This window comes from Sodalis sp. RH24, assembly GCF_047324145.1.
Lineage (GTDB): Bacteria > Pseudomonadota > Gammaproteobacteria > Enterobacterales > Enterobacteriaceae > Acerihabitans.
Map to the genome: position 1 here is coordinate 475,045 of NZ_CP178729.1, position 20,781 is coordinate 495,825.

The 20,781-nt window shown below is 59.2% G+C and carries 18 protein-coding genes; 14 read left to right on the forward strand and 4 right to left on the reverse strand.

Going from position 1 to position 20,781, the window contains the following annotated elements; translation table 11 throughout:
• Positions 1 to 97 precede the first annotated feature (97 nt).
• Positions 98 to 730 (reverse strand): GntR family transcriptional regulator, encoded by a 633-nt coding sequence (locus ACL2XG_RS02115; RefSeq protein WP_410014757.1) that lies wholly within the window; start codon positions 728 to 730, stop codon positions 98 to 100.
• A gap of 300 nt (positions 731 to 1,030) precedes the next feature.
• Here ACL2XG_RS02115 and ACL2XG_RS02120 point away from each other — a divergent pair, with 300 nt between their 5' ends.
• From ACL2XG_RS02120 to ACL2XG_RS02150, 7 genes are all read left to right on the forward strand, one after another.
• Complete coding sequence (locus tag ACL2XG_RS02120) at positions 1,031 to 1,897, forward strand: alpha/beta hydrolase (RefSeq protein ID WP_410014758.1); 867 nt, start codon at positions 1,031 to 1,033, stop codon at positions 1,895 to 1,897.
• A 9-nt stretch (positions 1,898 to 1,906) separates the two neighbouring features.
• A complete protein-coding gene (locus ACL2XG_RS02125) occupies positions 1,907 to 3,025 on the forward strand; it encodes a C45 family autoproteolytic acyltransferase/hydolase (protein WP_410014759.1) in 1,119 nt (372 codons plus the stop codon).
• Between the two features lie 41 nt (positions 3,026 to 3,066).
• On the forward strand, positions 3,067 to 4,623 hold the full coding sequence (locus ACL2XG_RS02130) for an ABC transporter substrate-binding protein (RefSeq protein ID WP_413722997.1): 1,557 nt from the start codon (positions 3,067 to 3,069) through the stop codon (positions 4,621 to 4,623).
• Between the two features lie 15 nt (positions 4,624 to 4,638).
• On the forward strand, positions 4,639 to 5,583 hold the full coding sequence (locus ACL2XG_RS02135) for an ABC transporter permease (RefSeq protein ID WP_410014761.1): 945 nt from the start codon (positions 4,639 to 4,641) through the stop codon (positions 5,581 to 5,583).
• The gene (locus ACL2XG_RS02140) at positions 5,580 to 6,398 is read left to right on the forward strand and encodes an ABC transporter permease (protein WP_410014762.1); all 819 of its coding nucleotides are present in this window, start codon (positions 5,580 to 5,582) and stop codon (positions 6,396 to 6,398) included. Before ACL2XG_RS02135 ends, ACL2XG_RS02140 begins: the two co-directional genes overlap by 4 nt.
• Positions 6,398 to 8,047 carry a dipeptide ABC transporter ATP-binding protein gene (locus tag ACL2XG_RS02145; RefSeq protein ID WP_413722996.1) on the forward strand — a complete coding sequence of 550 codons (1,650 nt, stop codon included), beginning with the start codon at positions 6,398 to 6,400 and terminating at the stop codon, positions 8,045 to 8,047. The genes ACL2XG_RS02140 and ACL2XG_RS02145 overlap by 1 nt, the downstream gene beginning before the upstream one ends.
• A 76-nt stretch (positions 8,048 to 8,123) precedes the next feature.
• Positions 8,124 to 9,284, forward strand: a complete 1,161-nt coding sequence (locus tag ACL2XG_RS02150; protein WP_413722995.1) for a cobalamin-independent methionine synthase II family protein — start codon at positions 8,124 to 8,126, stop codon at positions 9,282 to 9,284.
• A 129-nt stretch (positions 9,285 to 9,413) separates the two neighbouring features.
• On the opposite strand, the gene ACL2XG_RS02155 is transcribed toward ACL2XG_RS02150, so the two are convergent.
• Complete coding sequence (locus tag ACL2XG_RS02155; protein WP_413722994.1) at positions 9,414 to 10,349, reverse strand: alpha/beta hydrolase; 936 nt, start codon at positions 10,347 to 10,349, stop codon at positions 9,414 to 9,416.
• Between the two features lie 72 nt (positions 10,350 to 10,421).
• Here ACL2XG_RS02155 and ACL2XG_RS02160 point away from each other — a divergent pair, with 72 nt between their 5' ends.
• From ACL2XG_RS02160 to ACL2XG_RS02185, 6 genes are all read left to right on the forward strand, one after another.
• Positions 10,422 to 11,369, forward strand: coding sequence for a LysR family transcriptional regulator (locus ACL2XG_RS02160; protein WP_410014766.1), 948 nt, complete (start codon positions 10,422 to 10,424; stop codon positions 11,367 to 11,369).
• A gap of 210 nt (positions 11,370 to 11,579) precedes the next feature.
• Positions 11,580 to 12,167 carry a TetR/AcrR family transcriptional regulator gene (locus ACL2XG_RS02165; protein ID WP_413722993.1) on the forward strand — a complete coding sequence of 196 codons (588 nt, stop codon included), beginning with the start codon at positions 11,580 to 11,582 and terminating at the stop codon, positions 12,165 to 12,167.
• A 208-nt stretch (positions 12,168 to 12,375) separates the two neighbouring features.
• Positions 12,376 to 13,002, forward strand: a complete 627-nt coding sequence (locus ACL2XG_RS02170; protein ID WP_410014768.1) for a hypothetical protein — start codon at positions 12,376 to 12,378, stop codon at positions 13,000 to 13,002.
• A gap of 52 nt (positions 13,003 to 13,054) precedes the next feature.
• Entirely contained in the window at positions 13,055 to 13,921 is an 867-nt protein-coding gene (locus ACL2XG_RS02175) for a cytochrome b/b6 domain-containing protein (RefSeq protein WP_410014769.1), read from the forward strand.
• Entirely contained in the window at positions 13,918 to 14,694 is a 777-nt protein-coding gene (locus tag ACL2XG_RS02180) for a molybdopterin-dependent oxidoreductase (protein WP_413722992.1), read from the forward strand. Before ACL2XG_RS02175 ends, ACL2XG_RS02180 begins: the two co-directional genes overlap by 4 nt.
• Before the next feature lie 637 nt (positions 14,695 to 15,331).
• Positions 15,332 to 17,275: a methyl-accepting chemotaxis protein gene (locus tag ACL2XG_RS02185; protein ID WP_413722991.1), complete on the forward strand. Its 1,944-nt coding sequence runs from the start codon at positions 15,332 to 15,334 to the stop codon at positions 17,273 to 17,275.
• 236 nt (positions 17,276 to 17,511) lie between these two features.
• On the opposite strand, the gene ACL2XG_RS02190 is transcribed toward ACL2XG_RS02185, so the two are convergent.
• Entirely contained in the window at positions 17,512 to 18,450 is a 939-nt protein-coding gene (locus ACL2XG_RS02190) for a GlxA family transcriptional regulator (protein ID WP_410014773.1), read from the reverse strand.
• Positions 18,451 to 18,539: 89 nt separating this feature from the next.
• Here ACL2XG_RS02190 and ACL2XG_RS02195 point away from each other — a divergent pair, with 89 nt between their 5' ends.
• On the forward strand, positions 18,540 to 19,487 hold the full coding sequence (locus ACL2XG_RS02195) for an alpha/beta hydrolase fold domain-containing protein (RefSeq protein WP_413722990.1): 948 nt from the start codon (positions 18,540 to 18,542) through the stop codon (positions 19,485 to 19,487).
• A 77-nt stretch (positions 19,488 to 19,564) separates the two neighbouring features.
• Here the strand turns inward: ACL2XG_RS02195 and ACL2XG_RS02200 are convergent, their stop codons facing one another.
• Positions 19,565 to 20,731, reverse strand: coding sequence for an FAD-dependent oxidoreductase (locus ACL2XG_RS02200; RefSeq protein WP_413722989.1), 1,167 nt, complete (start codon positions 20,729 to 20,731; stop codon positions 19,565 to 19,567).
• Positions 20,732 to 20,781: the final 50 nt, after the last annotated feature.

Here is a 20,781-nt window from a genome sequence, read left to right on the forward strand (position 1 = left end):
GGGACGCCGCACCCTGTCGCGCCGCGCCGTCTCAAGCGGATGATGGTCTTTTTTCCTCGCCATCATCCGAATCCTGACATGAGGACGCCGCTTTCCTTTATTCCCCGCTGGATTCCAACTGCTGGATATGTTGCGCAATCAGGCGCGCCAGCTTTGGCGCATCCCGATCGCGGATCGCCGCCACCATGGCGAAATGTTCGCCGGACGATTTTTCTATCCGGGCATGGGAGCTCCATTGCCCCAGCGGGGCGGAGGGCACCCGGCTGCGCAGATCGAAAATCAGCTCCACCATATCCTGGTTCAGGCAGGGCGCCAGCAGCGCCCGGTGAAAAGCCATATTGGCCTCATACTGCTCAAGCAACGTGCCGTGCCAGGTGGCGTCGGCGAACGCCTGCGCGCAGTCCGTCAGGCGCGCGATGCCCTGTTCGCCGATATTCTCGACAATATCCGGCGCGGCGGCGCACTCCAGGATACAGCGGATAGCCGAAATATTCCGGCGCTGCTGCAAATTGGGCGCGTAGACGTGGTACCCCTTGTTGGGCACGTGCTGCACCAGCCGTTCAATCACCAGTTGGTCAAGGGCGCGGCGCACATCGGCGCGGGTGCAGCCATAGCGTTCTTCCAGCTCGGCCTGTTTCAGCCACATGCCGGCGGTGAATTCGCCGGTATTAATATCCTTGGCGATATCGTTGGCGACATTGGCGGATGCGCCGGGCTTTTTTTGCTTCATGTTTAGCGTCCTTCATTAACCTGGCGGTCGTCGATTCAAAGCATTATAAGGCGTTTTGCGCCGCCTGAAATACCGCCGCCATAATAAAACCCTATGGAGAAATGGGCGGGACGGCGCGCGGCTTCTTATCGTAAATCATCGTGTTACTGGGTTATTGCCGCAGAGGATACTTTTATATTACCGGGAAATGTGATGGGGGCGATAGTTTTTGCGCATATTTATCCAATTAAATTGGCGCCAATTTTGGTTTTATGTTTGAATGAAAATCACTCATCACCCTGTCATTTCAACAGGAAAAAAATGGCCCTCGACGAAACCCAACTGGCGGAAACCCGCGGACGCGCGCTTTATCAGCGCGGCCATACCACCATTTTCGCCAGCAGGCAGGACCCCCGTTTTGCCTATTGCATGTATGTTCCGCCCGATTTTGACGCCGATCCCGCCGGACATTGCCTGGCGGTGGTCATGCACGGCACCGGGCGCAGCATGACCGCCTACCGCGACGCTTTCGCCGAATTCGGCCGCTATAACCGCTGCGTGATCCTGGCGCCGCTGTTCCCGGTGGGACCGTTGCAAGACGGCAACTCCCATGGTTTTAAGTACATTATCGAGCAGGGCATCCGCTATGATCGGGTACTGCTGTCGATGGTGGATGAAGTCGCCGCATCCCTCGGCACGCCGTTCGACCGGTTTTTACTGTTCGGGTATTCCGGCGGCGGCCATTTTGTGCACCGCTTCCTGTATATCCATCCCGAACGCCTGCTGGGCGTCTCCATCGGCGCGCCGGGCTCCGTTACCCTGCTGGATGAACACCAGGACTGGTGGGTGGGCGTGCGCAATTTTGAACAGATGTTCGGCAAACCGCTGAATTATGCCGCCCTGCGGCAGGTGCCGGTGCAACTGGTGGTGGGCAAGGTCGATGTGGAAACCTGGGAAATTACCCACCGGCCGGGAGGCAAATATTATATGCCGGGCTGTAACGACGCCGGCGCGACCCGCATCGAGCGCAATACCGCGCTTTACCAGAGCCTGCTCGGGCACGGCGTCGATGCGCGCCAGGACATCGTGCCCAATGTCGGCCATGACGGCATGAAAGTGCTGGATACCGTAAAGGATTTTTTCCTGCGCGTGCTGCGCAGCCACCGTTGCGCGCCACCCCCCCGTTAAGGAGACACGATGTCGCAGATTACCCCCTTTCCGCTGGTTACCGTATCCGGCAGCGCCCATGAACGCGGGTTGCAATACGGCGAAATCGCCCGCGATCGCATCCGCCTGAGCGTCGGCCTTTACGGCGATCAGCTGCGCGAGCTGGGATTAAGCCAAGCTCAGCGCGAGGAACTCATTACCGCCTTCAGCGCCATCATCCGCGATTTCGATGCCGACTACCTGACGGAAATGACCGGCATCGCGACCGGGGCGGGCGTACCGCTGGAAGGCATCGTGATGATCAACGCCCGCACCGAGGTGATCGCCAAGGCCCGGCTGCTGAAAGAGCAGCGCGACGCCCATGACGATACTATCAAGGACGGCTGCAGCGGCGCGGTGATTTTGCCGCAGCGCAGCGCCAGCGGACGGCTGATCCACGGGCAGAATTGGGACTGGCGCGCCGAATGCGCCGACAGTTCCATCGTACTGAAAGTGCACCGCGACGACGGCCCAGATTACCTGACCTTTGTGGAGGCCGGCGGCCTGGCGCGCAGCGGCGTAAACCAGGCCGGCCTGGCCATCACCGCCAACTATCTGCGCTGCGAGCGCGACTACCGCCAGATAGGCGTGCCGATTTCCCTGATCCGCCGCAAGGTGCTGGAGCAGCAGCATATGGCGCTGGCGATGCGGGTGGTGGCGGTCACGCCGAAGTCCTGCTCCAACAATATGATGCTCAGCACCCGCGAGGGGTTCGCCATTGATTTTGAATGCGCGCCGGATGAGTCTTTTACCCTGTACCCCACCGACGGCATCCTGGTGCACGCCAACCATTGGGAAAGCGACGCGGCAAAAAGCAAAATCCGCGAAATGGGCATTGGCACGTCGCCCGATACCCTGTACCGCGCCTGGCGGGTGAATCAATTGCTGCGCGCTAAGCCCAAGCTCAGCGCAGACGATTTGAAAAATGCCTTTTTTGACGACTTCGGCGCGCCGTATTCGGTATGCCGGCCGCCGCGTCCCGGTTTTCAAAGCGATTTGTCGGCCACCGTGGCGATGATCGTTATGGACTCCACCGCGGGCACGATGGAGGTGGCGCCGCTGCCGGCGATTAACCGCGAATTTACCCGATATTCCCTGGCCCTGTCCTGACAGCCGCCGTCCGAACGAAACAACGACCCATTGAGGATACTATGAAGCAGATAATCGCGTGTATCGTTATGCTCCTGCCGGGAATGATGGCGGCCCGGGCCGGCGCGGCCGACAACAGCATCATCCGTTTTGCCTTAAACCAGGACATCCGCAGCAGCCAGCCGGGCGTGAACCGCGACGGCAATACCGACGACGTGCTGATGCACGTGGTGGAAGGGCTGGTGGGCTATCGGGAGGACGGCACCGTCGGGCCGATGCTGGCCGACACCTGGGAGGTGCAGGACGGCGGCAAAAAATATGTGTTCCATCTGCGCAAAAATATCAAATTCCACAACGGCGATACCCTGGGCGCGCAGGATGTGCTGTGGAGCTGGAAGCACTGGACCGATCCGAAAACCCAGTGGCGCTGCCTGCGGGAATTCGACGGCAGCAGCCAGATCAACGTCACGTCGGTAAGCGCGCCGGACGACAGTACGGTGGTGATGACGCTGGCGCAGCCGGTGGCGCTGTTTCTCGATACGCTGGCCCGCACCGACTGCGGCGCCGCGGCGGTCGTCAGTCCCAAATCCGTGGACGGGCAGGGCAACTGGATCAAGCCTATCGCCACCGGTCCTTTTACCTTCGATAACTGGAAGCACGGTGAATACGTTTCGCTGAAACGTTTTGACGGCTACAGCTCCCGCGCCGGCGCGCCGGATGGTTTTGTCGGCGGCAAGAAAGCGCTGGTGGACGAAGTGCGGTTTATGGCCGTGCCGGACGCCGCCACGGTGAAAGCGGGGCTGCGCTCCGGTGCGGTGGATGTTGCCCAGGTCAGCCCCATCGACGCGTCGGACCTGAAAACCGACCCCAATGTGGCCATCGCGGTGGCGCCCAACGCCCAGCGCCATGCGCTGCTTATCCAAACGGCGGATCCGCTGCTGAAAAACCTCAAGCTGCGCCAGGCGATCGCCGCGGCGCTGGATACCGAACAAATCGCCATGGGCACCAGCGAGGGGCTGGCCACGCCGAGCAATTCCAATATTTCCGTGGCCTCCGGTTACTATAAAGAAGTGGAAAAGCAGGGCTATAAATATGATCCCGCCCGTACCAAACAGCTGCTAGAGGAAGCCGGATATAAAGGCGAGACGATTGAAATCATCGCCAATAAACGCTCCACCGTGCCCAGCTTCGATATGGCGGTTATCGTGCAGGCGATGCTGCAGGCCGCCGGCATCAACGCCAAAATCACCACCATGGAATGGGCCACCCAGCTTGAACGCTACCAGGCCGGCCGCTACCAGATGATGACCTTTACCTTCTCGGCGCGCTTTGAACCGGCGCTGGCGTTTGAGCAAATCAACGGCGATAAAGCCAAGCAGCCGCGCAAGGTTTGGGACGATCCCCAGGCCAACAAACTGGTGGACAGCCTGGCCTATGTCAGCGACAGCAAACAGCGGCAGGATATCGTCGACCAGCTGCACCGCATGATGATCGAACAGGTGCCGCTGATTATTTTCTATCCGGGGCTGGATATTATCGCGCACCGCAAGGTTATCGTAGGCTATAAACCCTGGCTGGCCGCCGCCGCCCGCCTGTGGAACGTATCCGTTAAGTCATAGTGGCAAGGAGTCGTCATGCTGAGTTTTATCTTCAGGCGGGTGGCGTCGGCGATCCCGACGCTGCTGCTGGTGACGGTGATCGTCTTCCTGCTGACCAGGCTGGTGCCCGGCGATCCGGCGCTGCTGATGCTTGGCGATCTGGCGACCGAGAGCAGCCTGGCGGATTTGCGCCATAACATGGGCCTGGATCAGTCGCTGTTGACGCAGTTTTTTATCTGGTTCGGCCAGGTGCTGCACGGCGACTTCGGTCACTCCATCCAGAGCGGACAGGCGATACTGCCGCTGATCCTCGAACGGTTTTCCGTCACCATGAGCGTGGTGCTGGCGGCGGTGGTCGTGGCCGCGCTGGTCGCCGTGCCTTTCGGCATGCTGGCGGCATGGAAACAGAACACCCGTCTTGATGTCGGCCTGGTGATGTTCTCGACGTTTCTGCTGTCGATACCGAGTTTTTGGATGGGGCTGCTGATCCTGATGTTTTTCGGCCTGAAGCTCGGCTGGCTGCCGGTGGTGGGGTATGTCTCGATTCGGGACAACGCCTGGCAGGGCGTGCTCTATCTGCTGATGCCGGTGCTGACGCTGGTGCTGGTGGAAGTGGGCGCGCTGGTGCGCATGATGCGCGCCAGCACCCTGGAGGTGCTGCGCCTGGATTATGTCACCCACGCCCGCGCCAAGGGGCTGCGCGAGCGTACCGTACTGTCGCGCCATGTGTTTCCCAATGCCTTCGGGCCGACCTGGACGCTGATAGGCCTTACGCTCGGCAACCTGCTGAGCGGCGTGGCGGTAACCGAAACGGTGTTTAGCCTGCCGGGCCTCGGCAGGCTGCTGGTGGACGGCATCTATGCCCGTGATTATCCGGTTATCCAGGGGTGCATGCTGTTTATCGCCGGTATCTATGTCCTGACCAATCTGGTGATAGATGCCCTTTATCCGCTGTTTGATCCCAGGGTGGCCGCATCATGAAACGCTCAATATTTTTGGCGCCCAACGCCCTGCTGGGCGGGCTAATGATCGGGATTATCGTCTGCGCCAGCCTGGTGGGGTTCTTCTGGACGCCGTTCGACCCCAGCCGGATCAATATTCTGGCCCGGCTGCAAAGTCCCGGCGCCGCGCACTGGTTCGGCACCGACGAATACGGACGCGACGTATTGAGCCGCATTATGCTCGGCGCCAGCGCCAGCATCAGCATTTCGGTGCTGACGGTGGCCTTCGCGCTGCTGACGGGGATTGTGCTGGGCTTGCTGAGCGGCTATCTGCGCGGCGTGACCGACCGGGTCATCATGATGGTGACCGATACGCTGCTGGCGTTTCCGGGCATCCTGCTGGCACTCGGCCTGCTGAGCATCCTGGGCAGTAACCGCTACGGCATTATTCTCGCCCTGGGCCTGGCCTATACCCCCTCGGTGGTGCGGGTGGTGCGCGGAACGGTGCTGGGGCTGCGCGAGACGGATTTTGTCCACGCCTCCCGGGTGATGGGACATCGCGAAGGATTTATCCTGCTGCATCATATCCTGCCCAACTGCATCGCGCCGCTGACGGTGCTGGCCACGTCCATGCTGGGCTGGGTGCTGATTTCGGAAAGCGCCCTGTCATTCCTCGGGCTCGGGGTACCGCCGCCGGAACCCACCTGGGGCAATATGCTGGCGGCAAGCCGTACCTATCTTTCCCAGGCGCCCTACCTGGCCCTGCTGCCGGGGTGCTGTATTTCCCTTGCGCTGCTGGGCGTCAACCTGCTGGGGGACGCGCTGCGCGATTATCTTGACCCGAGGATGCAATAATGAATAACACCGCGCAGCCTCTGCTGGACGTCGGTAACCTGACCATTAGCGTGCAGGATCGCACGGTGGTGAACGGCATTTCCTTTTGTCTGCAGCCGCGCGAAGTGCTGGCGGTGGTCGGCGAATCGGGCAGCGGCAAAACCCTGGCGATGCGAGCGCTGATGGGGCTGCTGCCGTCCAATGTCGCGCGCCGGGCCGATCGGCTGCGGTTCGCCGGCCAGGATTTGCTGGCGCTGGATAACGAGCAGCTGCGCCAGGTGCGCGGCGCCGGTATCGGCATGGTGTTCCAGGAACCCATGACCTCGCTAAATCCGGCCATGACCATCGGCCGCCAGCTGGATGAAGGGCTGGCGCTGCACACCACGCTGACGCCGCAGGAGCGCAAACAGAAAATCGTCGCCATGCTGCGCCGCGTCGGGCTGGACGGCGGCGAAACGCTGCTGGCCAGCTTTCCGCACCAATTTTCCGGCGGGATGCGCCAGCGGGTGATGATTGCCGCGGTGATGCTGCTGGAACCGAAACTGATTATCGCCGATGAACCCACCACGGCGCTGGATGTGCTGGTGCAGCATGAAGTGATGAGCCTGATGCTGTCCCTGACCGCCGAGCAGGGCAGCGCGGTGATCCTGATAAGCCACGATCTGTCGATGGTGGCCAACTACGCCTCGCGCATCATGGTGATGGAGCAGGGCGCGCTGGTGGAGCAGGGCGAAAGCCGGCTGCTGCTGGCCGAACCCCGGCATCCCTATACCCGCCGGCTGCTGGACGCGATGCCCGTCAGAAAAGCGCCCGCCGATCGCCGCTCGCTACTGTCGGCATCGGCGGTACTGACGCTGAGCGACGTGAGTATCGATTATCCGGGGCAGAAAACATGGTTGCAACCGGCGCGCGTCACCCGGGCGGTGAACAGCGTCAGTTTTAACGTGCGCCGGGGCGAAACGGTGGCGCTGGTCGGCGCCAGCGGCTCGGGAAAAACCACCATCGGCAAGGCGATTGCCGGTATGTTGCCGGTGAACGCCGGCTCGCTGTTGTTCGAGGGCCGGGATGTCAACGACCGGGACCCGGCGTTAAAACGCCGGTGGCGCCTGGCCTGCCAGATCATCCAGCAGGATCCCTATTCCTCCCTCAATCCGCGCATGAAAATCGGCCAGATCCTGGAAGAACCGCTGCGGGTCTTCAATGATACCGGGCGTGCGCACCGCCTGGCGCGCGTCAAAGAGGTATTGAACGAAGTCGGCCTGGCGGAATTTTTCATCGACCGCTATCCGCACCAGCTTTCCGGCGGCCAGCGCCAGCGCGTGGCCATCGCCCGCGCCGTGATCCGCAAACCGGCCTTTATCGTCGCCGACGAGCCGACCTCGGCGCTGGATATGACCGTGCAAAAGCAGATTTTGACGCTGCTGCGCCGCCTGCAGGACAGCTACGGTTTCGCCTGCCTGTTTATCACCCACGACCTGGGCGCGGTGGAGCAGGTCGCCGATCGCATCATGGTCATGGAAAAAGGCCGGCTGGTGGAAAACGGCTGGAGCGACGATGTGCTGGATCGGCCGCAGCACGACTATACCCGGCGGCTGCTTTCCTGCCTGCCGCAGCTTAAGCTGCTGGAGAATGGCGGCTATCAGCTGGAGGCGCCGGTCCAGGCGCCGTAGCCGGGGGACTTCCCATCCGCCTGTGGCCGTAGTAAGTTATTTTCTCACCTATTTTGACATCAGATGAAGGGTAATAATGTCCACACTGCAAGGCTCTGATCGTATTTTAACCACCCATGTCGGCAGTCTCCCACGGCCCGTGAAATTGCTGGATCTGATGAAGGCGAATATTGACGGCGCGGATAATCAGGCGGAGCTGGACCGCTGCATTAAAGACGCGGTGATCGAGTCGGTTCAGCAACAGGTCGATGACGGCATTGATATCGTTACCGACGGTGAACAATCCAAAGTCGGTTTCTTTGCCTATGTCCGCGATCGCATGAGCGGCTTCTCTGCGCGCCCCGGGCAACGCTATACGGCTTTTGACGCGGAGATCGAGGCGTTTCCCGATTATTATCAGCACTATTTCGGCGAAGCGATGCTCGGCGGCAACCTGGTGCCATTCGTCCCGGTGGCCTGCACCGGACCTATCGCCTATCACGGCACGGCGCAATTGCAGCGCGACCTGGCCAACCTGGCGGCCGCATTGGGTAAAGTGAGCGCCCATTCGGCGTTTGTCCCGTCGGTGGCGCCGACCGGCGTGGGCAGCAATGCGTTTTATGCCAGCGAAGGCGAGTATCTCTCGGCGGTGGCCGAGGCGCTGCGCGTCGAGTATAAAGCGGTGATTGACGCGGGATTCAGCCTGCAAATCGACGATCCGTTCCTGCCCGATCTGTTTGCCGATCGCGCCCTGGACAATGCGGCGATTCACCGCAAGGCGGGCGAGTACGTCGAGATCCTGAATCATGCGCTGCGGGGCCTGCCGCAGGAAAGAATTCGCTATCATACCTGCTACAGCATTAACGAAGGTCCGCGCATTCACGATGTGCCCTTCGTGGAGTTTGTGCGCTATATGCTCAATATCAACGCATCGGATTATTCCTTCGAGGCGGGCAATGTACGCCACGAACATGAATACCACCTCTGGGAAGAGATTACGCTGCCGGCGGGCAAGCGGTTGATCCCGGGCGTGATATGCCATGCCAGCAACACCGTGGAACATCCGGAACTGATTGCCGAACGCCTGGTCCGCTTTGCCGAACGGGTAGGTCGCGACAATGTTATTGCCGGCGCCGACTGCGGTTTCTCTTCGCAGGCCACCTATCGCACGGAAGTGCATCCCACGGTGGTGCGGGAAAAATTCCGCGCCCTGCGCGCGGGCGCCGACCTCGCCAGTAAAAAACTGTGGAAAAAATAAGCGGACGCCAGCCGTCCAGCGGCCGGCAACCTGCCCACTGAGCGTGACGGGGGCCGCCCGGCGGCCTGATAGCCGCTGTGTTGCGTCGCGTAAGGGAAAACGCCGCGCCGCCGATGCGGCGTTGCGGGCTTACGGATTGCCTGGCGCGGCGGGGAGGGCATCGTCCAAAAACCTCACCGCGTTACGCAGCGCCTGGTCGGCTTCGGGGAGAACCCCGGAGAACAAATGCCAGACATGGAACATGCCGGGCCAGACCTCAAGTGATGTCCGTACCCGGCTTTCCCCGAGATGGGCCGCAAGGCGGAGGGCCCCGCTCAGCATGACCTCATTTTCGCCAATTTGGATCAGGGTGGGCGCAATCCCCCGGACATCGGCGAAGATCGGCGAGGCATCAGGGTGAGTCGGCAATTCTCCGGCCAGGAATATACGGGCCAGTTGGTTAAGAAACGCCGTGCTGCACAGCGGATCGATACCGTCCCTGACGGTTGCCGAATTTCCGCTGTGCGTGAGATCCGCCCAGGGTGAAAGGGCGACGGCGGCGGCGGGTAGGGGCACGCCGGCGTCCCTGGCTTTTCTCATAATGGTCACCACCATCGCTCCGCCGGCCGAATCACCGGATATCGCCAGGGAACGCGGGTCGACGCCGTTATCAAGCAGCGCGCGATAGGCGGTAAAAGTATCTTCAATCGGCACCGGGAACGGGTGCTCCGGGGCTTGCCGGTAATCGGGCACATAGACGCTGGCGCGCAGCAGCGCGGCATATTTTCCGGCCAGGCCGCGGTAGGCGTTTATCCCGCCATGGACATAGCCGCCCCCGTGTATATAGAACAGCACGCGGTCCTCCAGCACATTTTCCGGCGTGACCCGCAGCGCGGCGACGCCGCCCAAATCAACGGGGGTAAACGACACCCCGCCAGGCGCCGGGAATAACCTTTCCAGTCCAGCCGTATAGGCCGCGCGCGCCTCGGGCCATCCGGCCTCGCTCTGGCCATTCATTTTCTGGACCACAGGCAGTGCCGCTTGTATCCAGCCATCCAGCGTTTTTCTGGCATTTACAGGTAACATTGCATATCCTTCTGGGTGAATAAGTTTCTACACAATCACTCTATCGCAACCATTCGGGAAAAGGATTCTACAGTGAGTGTCCGTCACGTCGCGGCCGGCCAGCATGGCGGCGGGGGAATTGAACTCAACACCATGCGTGCCTTTGTGGCCATCGCCGAGTCAGGCAGCTTTGTCGCCGGCGGCAAAATCATGGGATTGACCCGCTCCGCGGCCGGAAAGTCGCTGGCACGGCTGGAAGCCTACCTGGGTACGCGCTTGCTGCACCGCACCACCCGCAGGGTGTCGCTGACAACCGATGGGCAAAATTTTTACGAGCGCTGCGTGCAGATACTGTCCGATCTGGACGAGGCCGAGCACAGCGTCAGGCAGGGCCGCCTGCAACCCAGGGGTACGCTGCGCCTCACCGTGACCGCGGCCTTCGGAAGGATAGTTATCCTGCCGTTGCTGAATCAATTCCTGAAAACATGGCCGGAGCTGGAAGTCGAGGTCAGCTTTACGGACAGGGTCGTCGACCTGGTGGAAGAGGGGTTCGATCTCGGTATCCGCATGGGCGATATGCCCGTCGACTCGCTGATGGTCGCCCGGCTGATTGCGAAATACCGTCCCTGTCTTTATGCCGCGCCGGCCTATCTGCAAGGCTATGGCACGCCAGAAAACATAGCGGACCTCAGCGGCCATCAGCGGCTTATCTACGGCCTGCATTCCGCATCGGGCGCCTGGCCTCTGGCCGGGCCCGATGGGACGCCGGTCCTTATCGACGGCCGCCGCCGCCTGCGTTTTGACAGCGGCGAGGCCATCAAGGACGCCGCGGTCGAAGGCATGGGCATTGCCTACCTGCCGTCCTTTCTGGCTGAGGATGACGCGAGGAAAAACCGGCTGGTAAAATTATTCCCGCAATACCAGGGCAGCGAGATACCCATCCATGCCATTTATCCCGACAGGAGACATCTGGCGGCGAAGGTACGCCTGTTCATCGATATGCTGGTGCAGCATTTTCATAAGGAAGGGCAACCGGGCTAAAAGGCTCCGGCCGGGCAGCCGTCATGGATATAGCCGGCCGCCCCTGCGTGATCGATCTCTTGACAGCCAGGCTACCAACTAGTAGGGTGATTGCACGCGATGGCGTTCTGGCTTTCCTGTGTCGGGCCCCGCCCGCATTATTGCGGGGGCCGCAATGCCGGTAAAGCAGCATTCGCCGCACCCCCTTTGTTTGGTCGATGGACTTTTATCATGAACGCAGAGCTTTCTCCCAAGGCCGCGGAAATCGCCGCCCATGCGCGGTTACTGCTGGCCGCCGGCGGCTATAACAGCTTCAGCTATGCTGATATTTCCGCCCGGGTACACATCAGCAAGGCCAGCATCCATCATCATTTCCCCAGCAAGGAAGAACTGGTCAGAACCGTGGTCGCCCTGTATCGGGAAGAGGCGCGGGCAGGCATGGCGGCCCTTGATAGCCAGCTCGCCGACCCGCTGGCGGAGCTTAACGCCTATGCCGATTACTGGATCACCTGCATTCGCGATGGTACGTCTTCTTTTTGCATTTGCGCGATGCTGGCCGCCGAACTGCTGACGATCCCGGTCCGGGTGGCGGATGAAGTCTGCGGGCATTTTCAGGATCAGTCTGACTGGCTCGCGTCGCTGCTCCAGAACGGCGCGGCCCAGGGGCAATTCCACCTGCGCGCCAGTGCGGCCGTCGAGGCCGGCGCTTTCATGGCCACGGTCCACGGCGCGATGCTGGCCGCCCGGGCCTATGGCAATCCGCAAACTTTTCAGTCCATTATCCAGCCTACGATCCATCATTTGACCGCGTCAGCCTGATCCGCTCCAGCGGAATGGGGTGCCGGGGTTTTTTTGCGCTGCAGTAAGCCTACCAACTAGTAGGTTGATTACGCTGTCGCGGGTGCATACCCGCCAACCGGGGTTTGTTATCACGTCGCAGGCTTTCCAGGCGCCGCCTGCGACGGTTTTTCCTTTTAATGCGCCATATCAATCTATCGCGGTGCCCGCATCGCTCAGGAGATTCAACATGACTGTTCCAAGAATAACCCGCTTCCTGGCCCTCGGCCTGACCGGCGCGCTCCTTATGTCCAGCGCTCTGACGCCGGCTGCCGCCGCCGATAACAGCGTCAGGGTACGGGGTACCGTCGCCGCCCTGACGGGTGACCGGCTCCAGGTGACGTCGCGCGAGGGCCAAGCCGTCATGGTCACCCTGAAACCCGGCTGGAGGGTCTCGGCGGTAGCCAAGGCCGGTATCGCCGACATTAAGCCGGGCGACTACGTCGGCATCGCGTCGCTCCCCACATCGGCGGGAGGCGACGGGGCGCTGGAAGTGCTGATCTTCCCGCCCCAGCTGAAAGGCGCGGCGGAAGGCAGTTTCGGCTGGGACCTGAAACCCAACAGCACGATGACCAATGCCACCGTGGCCGATGCGGTCAAGTCGGTGGGCAGCAGCGACGTTACGGTCAGCTATCACGGCCGGGAAAAAAAGATTTCCATTGCGCAAGGCACGCCGGTCGTCACGCTGGCGCCGGCCACACCTGAGGATGTGAAGCCCGGCTCGGTGGTTTTCGTCAGCGCAGAGAAGGGCGCGGACGGCGAGCTTTCCGCCGGTAATCTTATCGTCGGCAAAAACGGCGTTGTTCCCCCGATGTAATCAATCACCCCCGCCGGCTGGCGGTGTCGGCCAGCCGGTCAAGGAGCCTGTCATGAACAAACCTGATACATCAAGCGCGCCGACCCCATCAGCCCCGCCTGGGCGCCGCCGGCTCGTTAAGCGGCACTCATTGCCTGTACGCATTACGCATTGGGTGAACGTCCTCTGCCTGTCGATTCTGTTACTGAGCGGATTGCAGATTTTTAATGCCCATCCCCGGCTCTACTGGGGGCAATACGGCGCCGACGCGGATCGGGCGTTTATCGCCATTGGCGCCAGGCAACTGGGCGATACATCGCGCGGCTATATCCAAATCGGCCCGCTGGGCATCGAAACCACCGGCTTTCTCGGCGTTTCCAGCGAAGACGGCGCCGCGGCCGCACGCGCATTCCCGACCTGGCTTACCCTACCGTCCTATCACGATCTGGGCGCCGGACGGCATTGGCATTTTTTCTTCGCCTGGCTGCTGGTCATTAATGGCCTGGTCTACCTGGCGCATGGGCTATGGCGCGGCCACCTACGGCGGGACCTGTTGCCTACCAGGGCTCAGCTGTCATTACGCCATTTGTGGCGGGAAGTGATCGACCACGCGCGCCTGCGCTTCGCCAGGGGGGAAGCGGCGCGGCGCTACAACGCATTGCAAAAGCTGGCCTATCTGACGGTCGTCGGCGGCGCGATCCCGCTTATGGTGTTGACCGGACTGGCGATGTCGCCGGGACTCAACGCCGTGTTTCCATTCCTGCCGGATCTGTTCGGCGGACGTCCTTCGGCGCGCACGCTGCACTTCCTCACCGCGTCTTTCCTGGTGCTGTTCGTCATCGTGCATGTGGCGATGGTGGTCGCCTCGGGCCTTTGGAACAATCTGCGCTCGATGATTAGCGGCCGATACGCCATTGACGAAACAGGAGACAAGCCATGAAACCTCAGTTTTCACGCCGGCGTCTCCTGGCCGGCCTGCTCGCCGGGGCGGGGGGGACATTGCTCACCGGGTGCGATGGCCTGACGCAGAACGCGCAAGTGACCGCGTGGCTGGATAAGGTGGAAAAGCTGACCATGGGCAGCCAACGCATGCTGCTCGGGCGTCAATCGCTGGCACGGGAATACACTGAGGCCGACCTGTCGCCGGTCTTTCGCGCCAATGGAACGCAGATGCCGGACTCGGAGGACTATGCCCGCTTGCTGGAGCGCGGCTTTGCCGACTGGCGTCTGCAGGTGGACGGGCTGGTGCGGCAACCGCTGAGCCTGTCGCTGTCCGACCTGAAACTGTTTCCGGCCCGTACCCAGATCACCCGGCACGATTGCGTCGAGGGATGGAGCGCCATCGGCAAATGGCAAGGCGTTCCGCTGGGGCGGGTGCTGGATGCGGCGGGAGTGAAACCGGGCGCCCGCTACGTGGTGTTCCATTGCGCGGACGAGCTGGAGAGGACGCTGGATGGTAGCGGCCGCTATTATGAAAGTATCGATTTGCTCGATGCCTACCACCCCCAGACTCTCCTGGCCTATGGCATGAACGGCGGGGATCTGCCCGTGGCCCATGGCGCGCCGCTGCGTCTGCGGGTTGAAAGACAGCTCGGCTATAAGCATGCGAAGTATCTGATGCGCATCGAAGTCGTTACCGCGTTTGATGCTCTGGGCAGCGGAAAAGGCGGCTACTGGGAAGATCGCGGCTATGAGTGGTATGCGGGCATATAATGTCGTGCAATAGGGATTTTGACACTATCCCGTTATGCGGCCATAAAAAACGCCCTGGCGTTCAACGGGATGCCAGGGCCTGGAATCCCGCTACCTCTGGCTGAAAAAATCCATGATGAAAATGTAATGATGCATGCCTGAAATAAGCGCTCTCACGTTAAATTTGGCCGTGTTTATCTTTGATAAATAAGCTATATAAATTCGTGATTTTTTTGGCGGATGTTTATTTTTAAATTTTTACTTTTTTGTCATTAGAGCTTGATGTGCATCACGCCAAAAGACCGTAAATTTCTTGAATTTTTTATTTTAGCTGGGATTTTTTGATGTATTTAGGTTAAGTGAAGCTTCAGGAAGATATCTCACTATAAAATTGCAGTTACGGCATTTTATGTTATTTTTTTCATATTGCAATTCATCATTAAACGCACAATTGCACCATTTTTCTGGTTTTAAGGGAAATGTAAATAAATTTAATTCATATAAGTCATAAGCTTACTTTTTATATCCTTTTTCTTAATTTAGTCTTAAGAAAATTAAGTTTTTTGCCGATAAGCTTTTTAGCATGAAAATATTATCATTTTGGAATACTTGAATATTATTCTAAAAAGCATATCCATATGTTAACAAGGGATTTTATATGTTTACCGGCAAATTAATGTTTCGTAGTTTCTCCATAGGCAAGAAGCTTTTTACTGGGTTCATAATGTTGATTGTCATTATCATTGGTATGTCATGTTACAGTATTTACTCTTTAGATGTGATTCAACGTAATGCGGTCAGGACAAACCACACCAACAAGATTGGCGATTTGCTTGAGTTGGCCCGAAGGAATCGCCTGTTGTATATGCAAACGGGGGATGAGCAGATGATCAAAGCCAATGGCGAAGCGTTAAGCAGTATGCAAGTCTTAATCGAAAAAGAAGACGTCTCTCATTGGCAGGGCAATGCAAAAAATAAATACGAAATATTAACTGAAAAAATAAAGCATTATAAGCAGCTGCGTGATGTATTTTTCGCTAATATTGTTCACAGTAACGCACTTGCCAAAGAAATAACGCAGGATAATGGAGAGCGTGTTTTGAATGACCTGCAGAGAAAAATGCAGGATCCCTCCGTTGAACCTGGTATACGGGCAACGCTCCTTGACATTTCGCTGTCGCTCGACAACCTGCGTGATGCCGCGAATACACTGATAACCCAACATACTGATGACGCATTTGCGGTTTTTAAGACGTCGTACAATGATGCCGAAACCCTTTATTCCGCCAGCATTACTAAGCTTCCCGACTCAGAAAAAGCGGTAGTCATTCCCGTGTTGGCGTATTTCCAAAAAATTAAGGCCAGTACCTACGCTTACTTCCCAGCAGCCGTGGAAAGCCAAAAATCCTCTGACAGCATGAGCAACGTTGCAGACGAACTTAACAGTGCGACAAGCGATCTTATTGAAGCACAGGATTATGATAATGAAAGAGTCATTACGGACGCCATCGTCCTCATCTCCGCGCTCGCGGTAGCCGCGGTCTTCGTCGGATTATTGGCGGCCTGGTTCATTACCCGCCATATCACACGGCCCATCATCGCAAACCTGGCGATGGCGGAATGCATCGCCCGCGGGGATCTGACCTCGGAGATCGCATCCCACTCCAATGATGAACTTGGCCAGCTTACGCGCGCCATGGGCGCAATGAACACCAAACTGAGCGAAATCATTACGGGCATACGGGAAAGCGTCGGCCACCTCGCCAGCGCGTCTTCGCAAATCGCGGCCGGTAATACGGATCTGGCCTCGAGGACTGAACAGCAGTCGGCGGCCGTCGTGGAAACAGCGTCCAGTATGGAAGAGCTGACCTCGACCGTCAGGCTGAATGCGGATAATGCCCTGCAGGCAAATAAACTGGCCGCCAGCGCCACCCTCGACGCGCGCAAAGGCGGTGAAATCGTCGACAATGTGGTGCTGACCATGAACGGCATTGCCGACAGTTCAAAGAAAATCACCGACATTATCGGTGTCATCAACAGTATCGCTTTCCAAACCAACATCCTGGCCTTGAATGCCGCGGTCGAAGCGGCGCGGGCAGGCGAGCAGGGACGGGGATTCGCCGTCGTGGCCGGCGAGGTAAGAACGCTGGCGCAACGAAGCGCTACCGCCGCCAAAGAAATTGAATCCCTGATTAACGAGTCGGTGCTGCGCATTAGCTCAGGTACGGAATTGGTCAATCATGCGGGATCCAGCATGGGGGATATCGTGCAGTCGGTGACGCATGTCAGCCAAATCATCGATGAAATCGCCACGTCGTCAACCGAACAAAGCCACGGCATTGATCAGATCAGTAAAGCCATGGTGGAGATGGATTCCACCACGCAGCAAAACGCGGCGCTGGTTCAGGAATCCTCGGCCGCCGCCATTTCCCTGGAACAGCAGGCAAGAAATCTCAATGATATGGTCGCTATCTTTAAGGTCAGAGTGGGTCGCGCGCAGGAAAGCGCCGCTGGTGAATCCTTGGGGATGGCGAAAAGAAAAAGCCCGTCCAAGCCTGGCACAATGAATAAAGCGCTTAATGAAGAATGGACTTCATTTTAAACGTTAATCTTCTATTCATATCCTCCAGCAGGGTGGCTTTCGAAGGCGTCATCCTGCTCATACGGACTTTACCGGCTTATAAAGGGTAGACCACCGGCTATAATCGTATCCTGGCGGCGTTTATTTTTGCCGCGGCGTATTTCCGAATCCCCTTATACGTATGCTTCCTGCCAGGGAGAGTATGGCCGGGCTTTTGTGCTCATCCGGCGCTGTATTTCACCTGACTGAAGCGGTATTCACCATGGCACCTTGCGCATTCTTTGCGGCGTGGATCCAAGGCAGCGTAAAAAGGCCTTTCGCATTAATGCAGTATCACTAAAACCCGCCTCCAGCGCGATGGCCGCCAGCGTCTGGTTGCTGTTTTCCACCCGGCTGCGGGCAAACTCCACCCGCAAGCGCTCCACGGCCCGCGCGGGGGAAAGACCGGTATTGGCGACAAATTCCCGGGAAAACTGGCGCGGTGAGAGATGCGCCTCTTCCGCCATCATGGTAACGGAGAGGTCACCCCGCAGATTGCGGTTGATAAACGCCAGCACCCGCTGGATCCGTGGCGAAGGCGGGGTAATATCCCGCATGCGCATAAACTGCAACTGGCCATGGGTACGACGGCGGGGGATCAGCAACTCCCGGGCAATAAGATGCGCCAGCGGCTCGCCGTGTTCCGCCGCGACCAGCGCGAGCGCCATATCCATTCCGGCAGTGGCTCCGGCCGACGTCCAGATATCATCATCCTGCACCACGATACTGTCGGCCAGCAGCCGGGCGTCAGGGACCAGACGCTGCAGTTCCGCCACCCGGCGCCAGTGGGTGGTCACCTTTCTTCCTGCCAACCTGCCCGCCGCCGCCAGCACAAAAGCGCCGGTGCAGACGGAGACATAGCGGTGGGCAATATCCTCCCGCAGCAACGCCAATAGCGCGGGATCGCAGCTTGCCCGGCCGACGCCGCTGCCCCCCACCACCACCAGGGTATCGAATCGTTTGCCTCCGCCAGCGCTGGCGTGTACCGCCAGGCCATTGGAACTGGCGAACATCCCGGCCCGCACGGCGCACACATCCAGCTGGAATTGTTCCTTTGGCGGCAGGTGGAGATTAGCGGTCTCGAACACGCTGAGCGGCCCGCTGAGGTCAAGCAGATTGAAACCGGGAAAAATCAGAAAACCAATGCGACGCGTCATGTCCTAAAAAGCCCTTTTTATGTCATTTCAGACAAAAGTATGGTGTGGAATACTGACCGGCGTCAATCAACGGTTTCAGGAGAAATGTGATGCCTTATGTCATGGACAGTGAACTTGCGGCACGTTTAGCACAATTGCAGCCCGAGCTTGCGCGTTTTCCCGCCTTTCAACCCGGCGATGTTCTGAGCTGGCGGGACAAGAGCAACGCCTTCTATGCGTTGCTTAACGACCATTTTCCCGAGGCGACCGGCATAGAGACCCGGGAATTTTTCATTCCCATGGGTAATGAAAAACGCCTGGCGCGCTGGTATCAGAACGCGGGCGAGCCCTCGCGCGGCGCGGTGCTCTTTGTGCATGGCGGTGGCGGCGTCTCCGCCGATATCGCCGCCTATCATAAAATAGTGGCGAACTATGTGGCACAAAGCGGCGTCAGTTTTCTGGCGCTGGATTATCACCTTGCCCCGGAGATAGCGGGAGATAGCCAGGCGGAACAAATCATTAGCGGTCTGGCTTGGCTACAGCAAAACAGCGCGCAGTTGTCCATCGAACCGGATCGTATTGTGCTGATGGGTGACAGCGGCGGCGGGGGTATCGCGGCGTCCGCGGCCATTCTCGCCCGGGATCGACACATTGCCTTAGCCGGGCAGATCCTCGTTTACCCCATGCTGGATGACCGGACGACGGATGCGACAGCGGAAATATCGCCCTTTCTTACCATCACCGCCAGCGAAATACAGACCGCATGGCGCGCCAGGATCCCGGACGGAGCGGATGACGGACAACTGAACCGCATTATCCCGGCCAGGCTGGACGATTTTACAGGACTTGCCCCCACGTATATTGACGTGGGCGAGCTGGATCTCTTTTGCGCGGAGAACCTGGCCTGGGCGGGAAATCTGGCCGCCGCCGGCGTGCCGGTGGAATTTCATCTCTACCCCGGCGTCAATCACGGTTTTGAGTTGCTGGCCCCGCATTCAGCCATCGCCCAACAGGCCATGCGGCTGCGTTGTTCGGCCATTCGCCGTCTGACGGCGTAAGCAGGGTACTTCCAGCCAGGGCCGCGAACCGCCGGTGTATCCTGCTTCGGCGTCGCGGCCGCGCGTTGCGCTGAAAGTTACACGGCCAGCGTGTAGCCGTGTAGCCATGAAAAATGCCGGCCAAGACTGTTGAGCACGGCATCACGCTCCGCCCGGGCAGGTCCCTGCGCAAGATGCAGACAGTCATTCACCCGGCGCGACGATGCCTGAATTCTTTCACCACGGGCTTTACGTTCGCGTTGGTAGCTCTCGAGCTTTGATTCGATGGAAACCAGGGCATCATTATTCATGATGTGCGCGAGGGCGACGGCATCTTCGAACGATGAAATCGCGCCCTGGCCGTGATGGGGCATCATGCCGTGCGCGGCATCGCCGATGAGCACGGCGCGCCCGCGATGCCAGGCCGCCATCGGGCTGACCTGGAACATCCCCCAGCGCTCGGACAGGTTAACGTGTTCAAGAAGCTGCCCGACGGCGGGATGCCAGCCGTTAAACATCCCGGCGATGGCGCCGGCGTCGGCGGGGACCCGCCAGGCTTCCTGCCGCCATATTTCCGGACCATCCATAAAAACCACGATCGTCTGATATGCAAAGTTTTTCCCGATGGGAAAATTCAGTACGTGTTTGCCATCGCCCATCCAGTCGGTAAAGGAATGCGGTTCGGGAAGGAGGTCGAGATCGGCGGTTTTGGCCAGTCCGCGAAACGCGCTGTTGCCGGTGAATACCGGCGTGGCGGAGGCACTGATCGCATTGCGGACGACGGATTTAATGCCGTCGGCGCCCACCACCAGGTCCGCCGTCGCCACCGAACCATCAGCCCAGTAAAGTTTCGCTTCGCTGCCTGCATCCTCCAGACGGGTAAGCTGTTTGCCCAGCCGGATATGTTCTTTGCCGATAACGTCAAGCAAGGCCGCCTGCAGGTCGGTACGGAAGGCGCCGTAGTAGGGGTGCCCGTATTCATTCCTGTACCAGTTATCGCGGGCGAGCAACTGCGAGGCCGCCACGCTGCCGTCTTCATTGCGAAAAAACGCGGCTTCCGTTTCACAGGAACATTCCGCCATGCGCGTCGCAATGCCCAGCTCGGCAAACAGGCGCGTGCCGTTCGCCCACAGCGAGATGCCCGCACCAAGCTCAACCAGTTCTCTGGCCTGCTCATACACAATAACCTCATGTTTGCTGTTTTTCATGGCGCAGGCAAAGGCCAGCCCGCCCATGCCAGCGCCAACTACTGCAATTCGTGCCATGGCAGTTCTTCTCCACTCATGTTGGTAAACATCGTCTTACAACTTTCAGA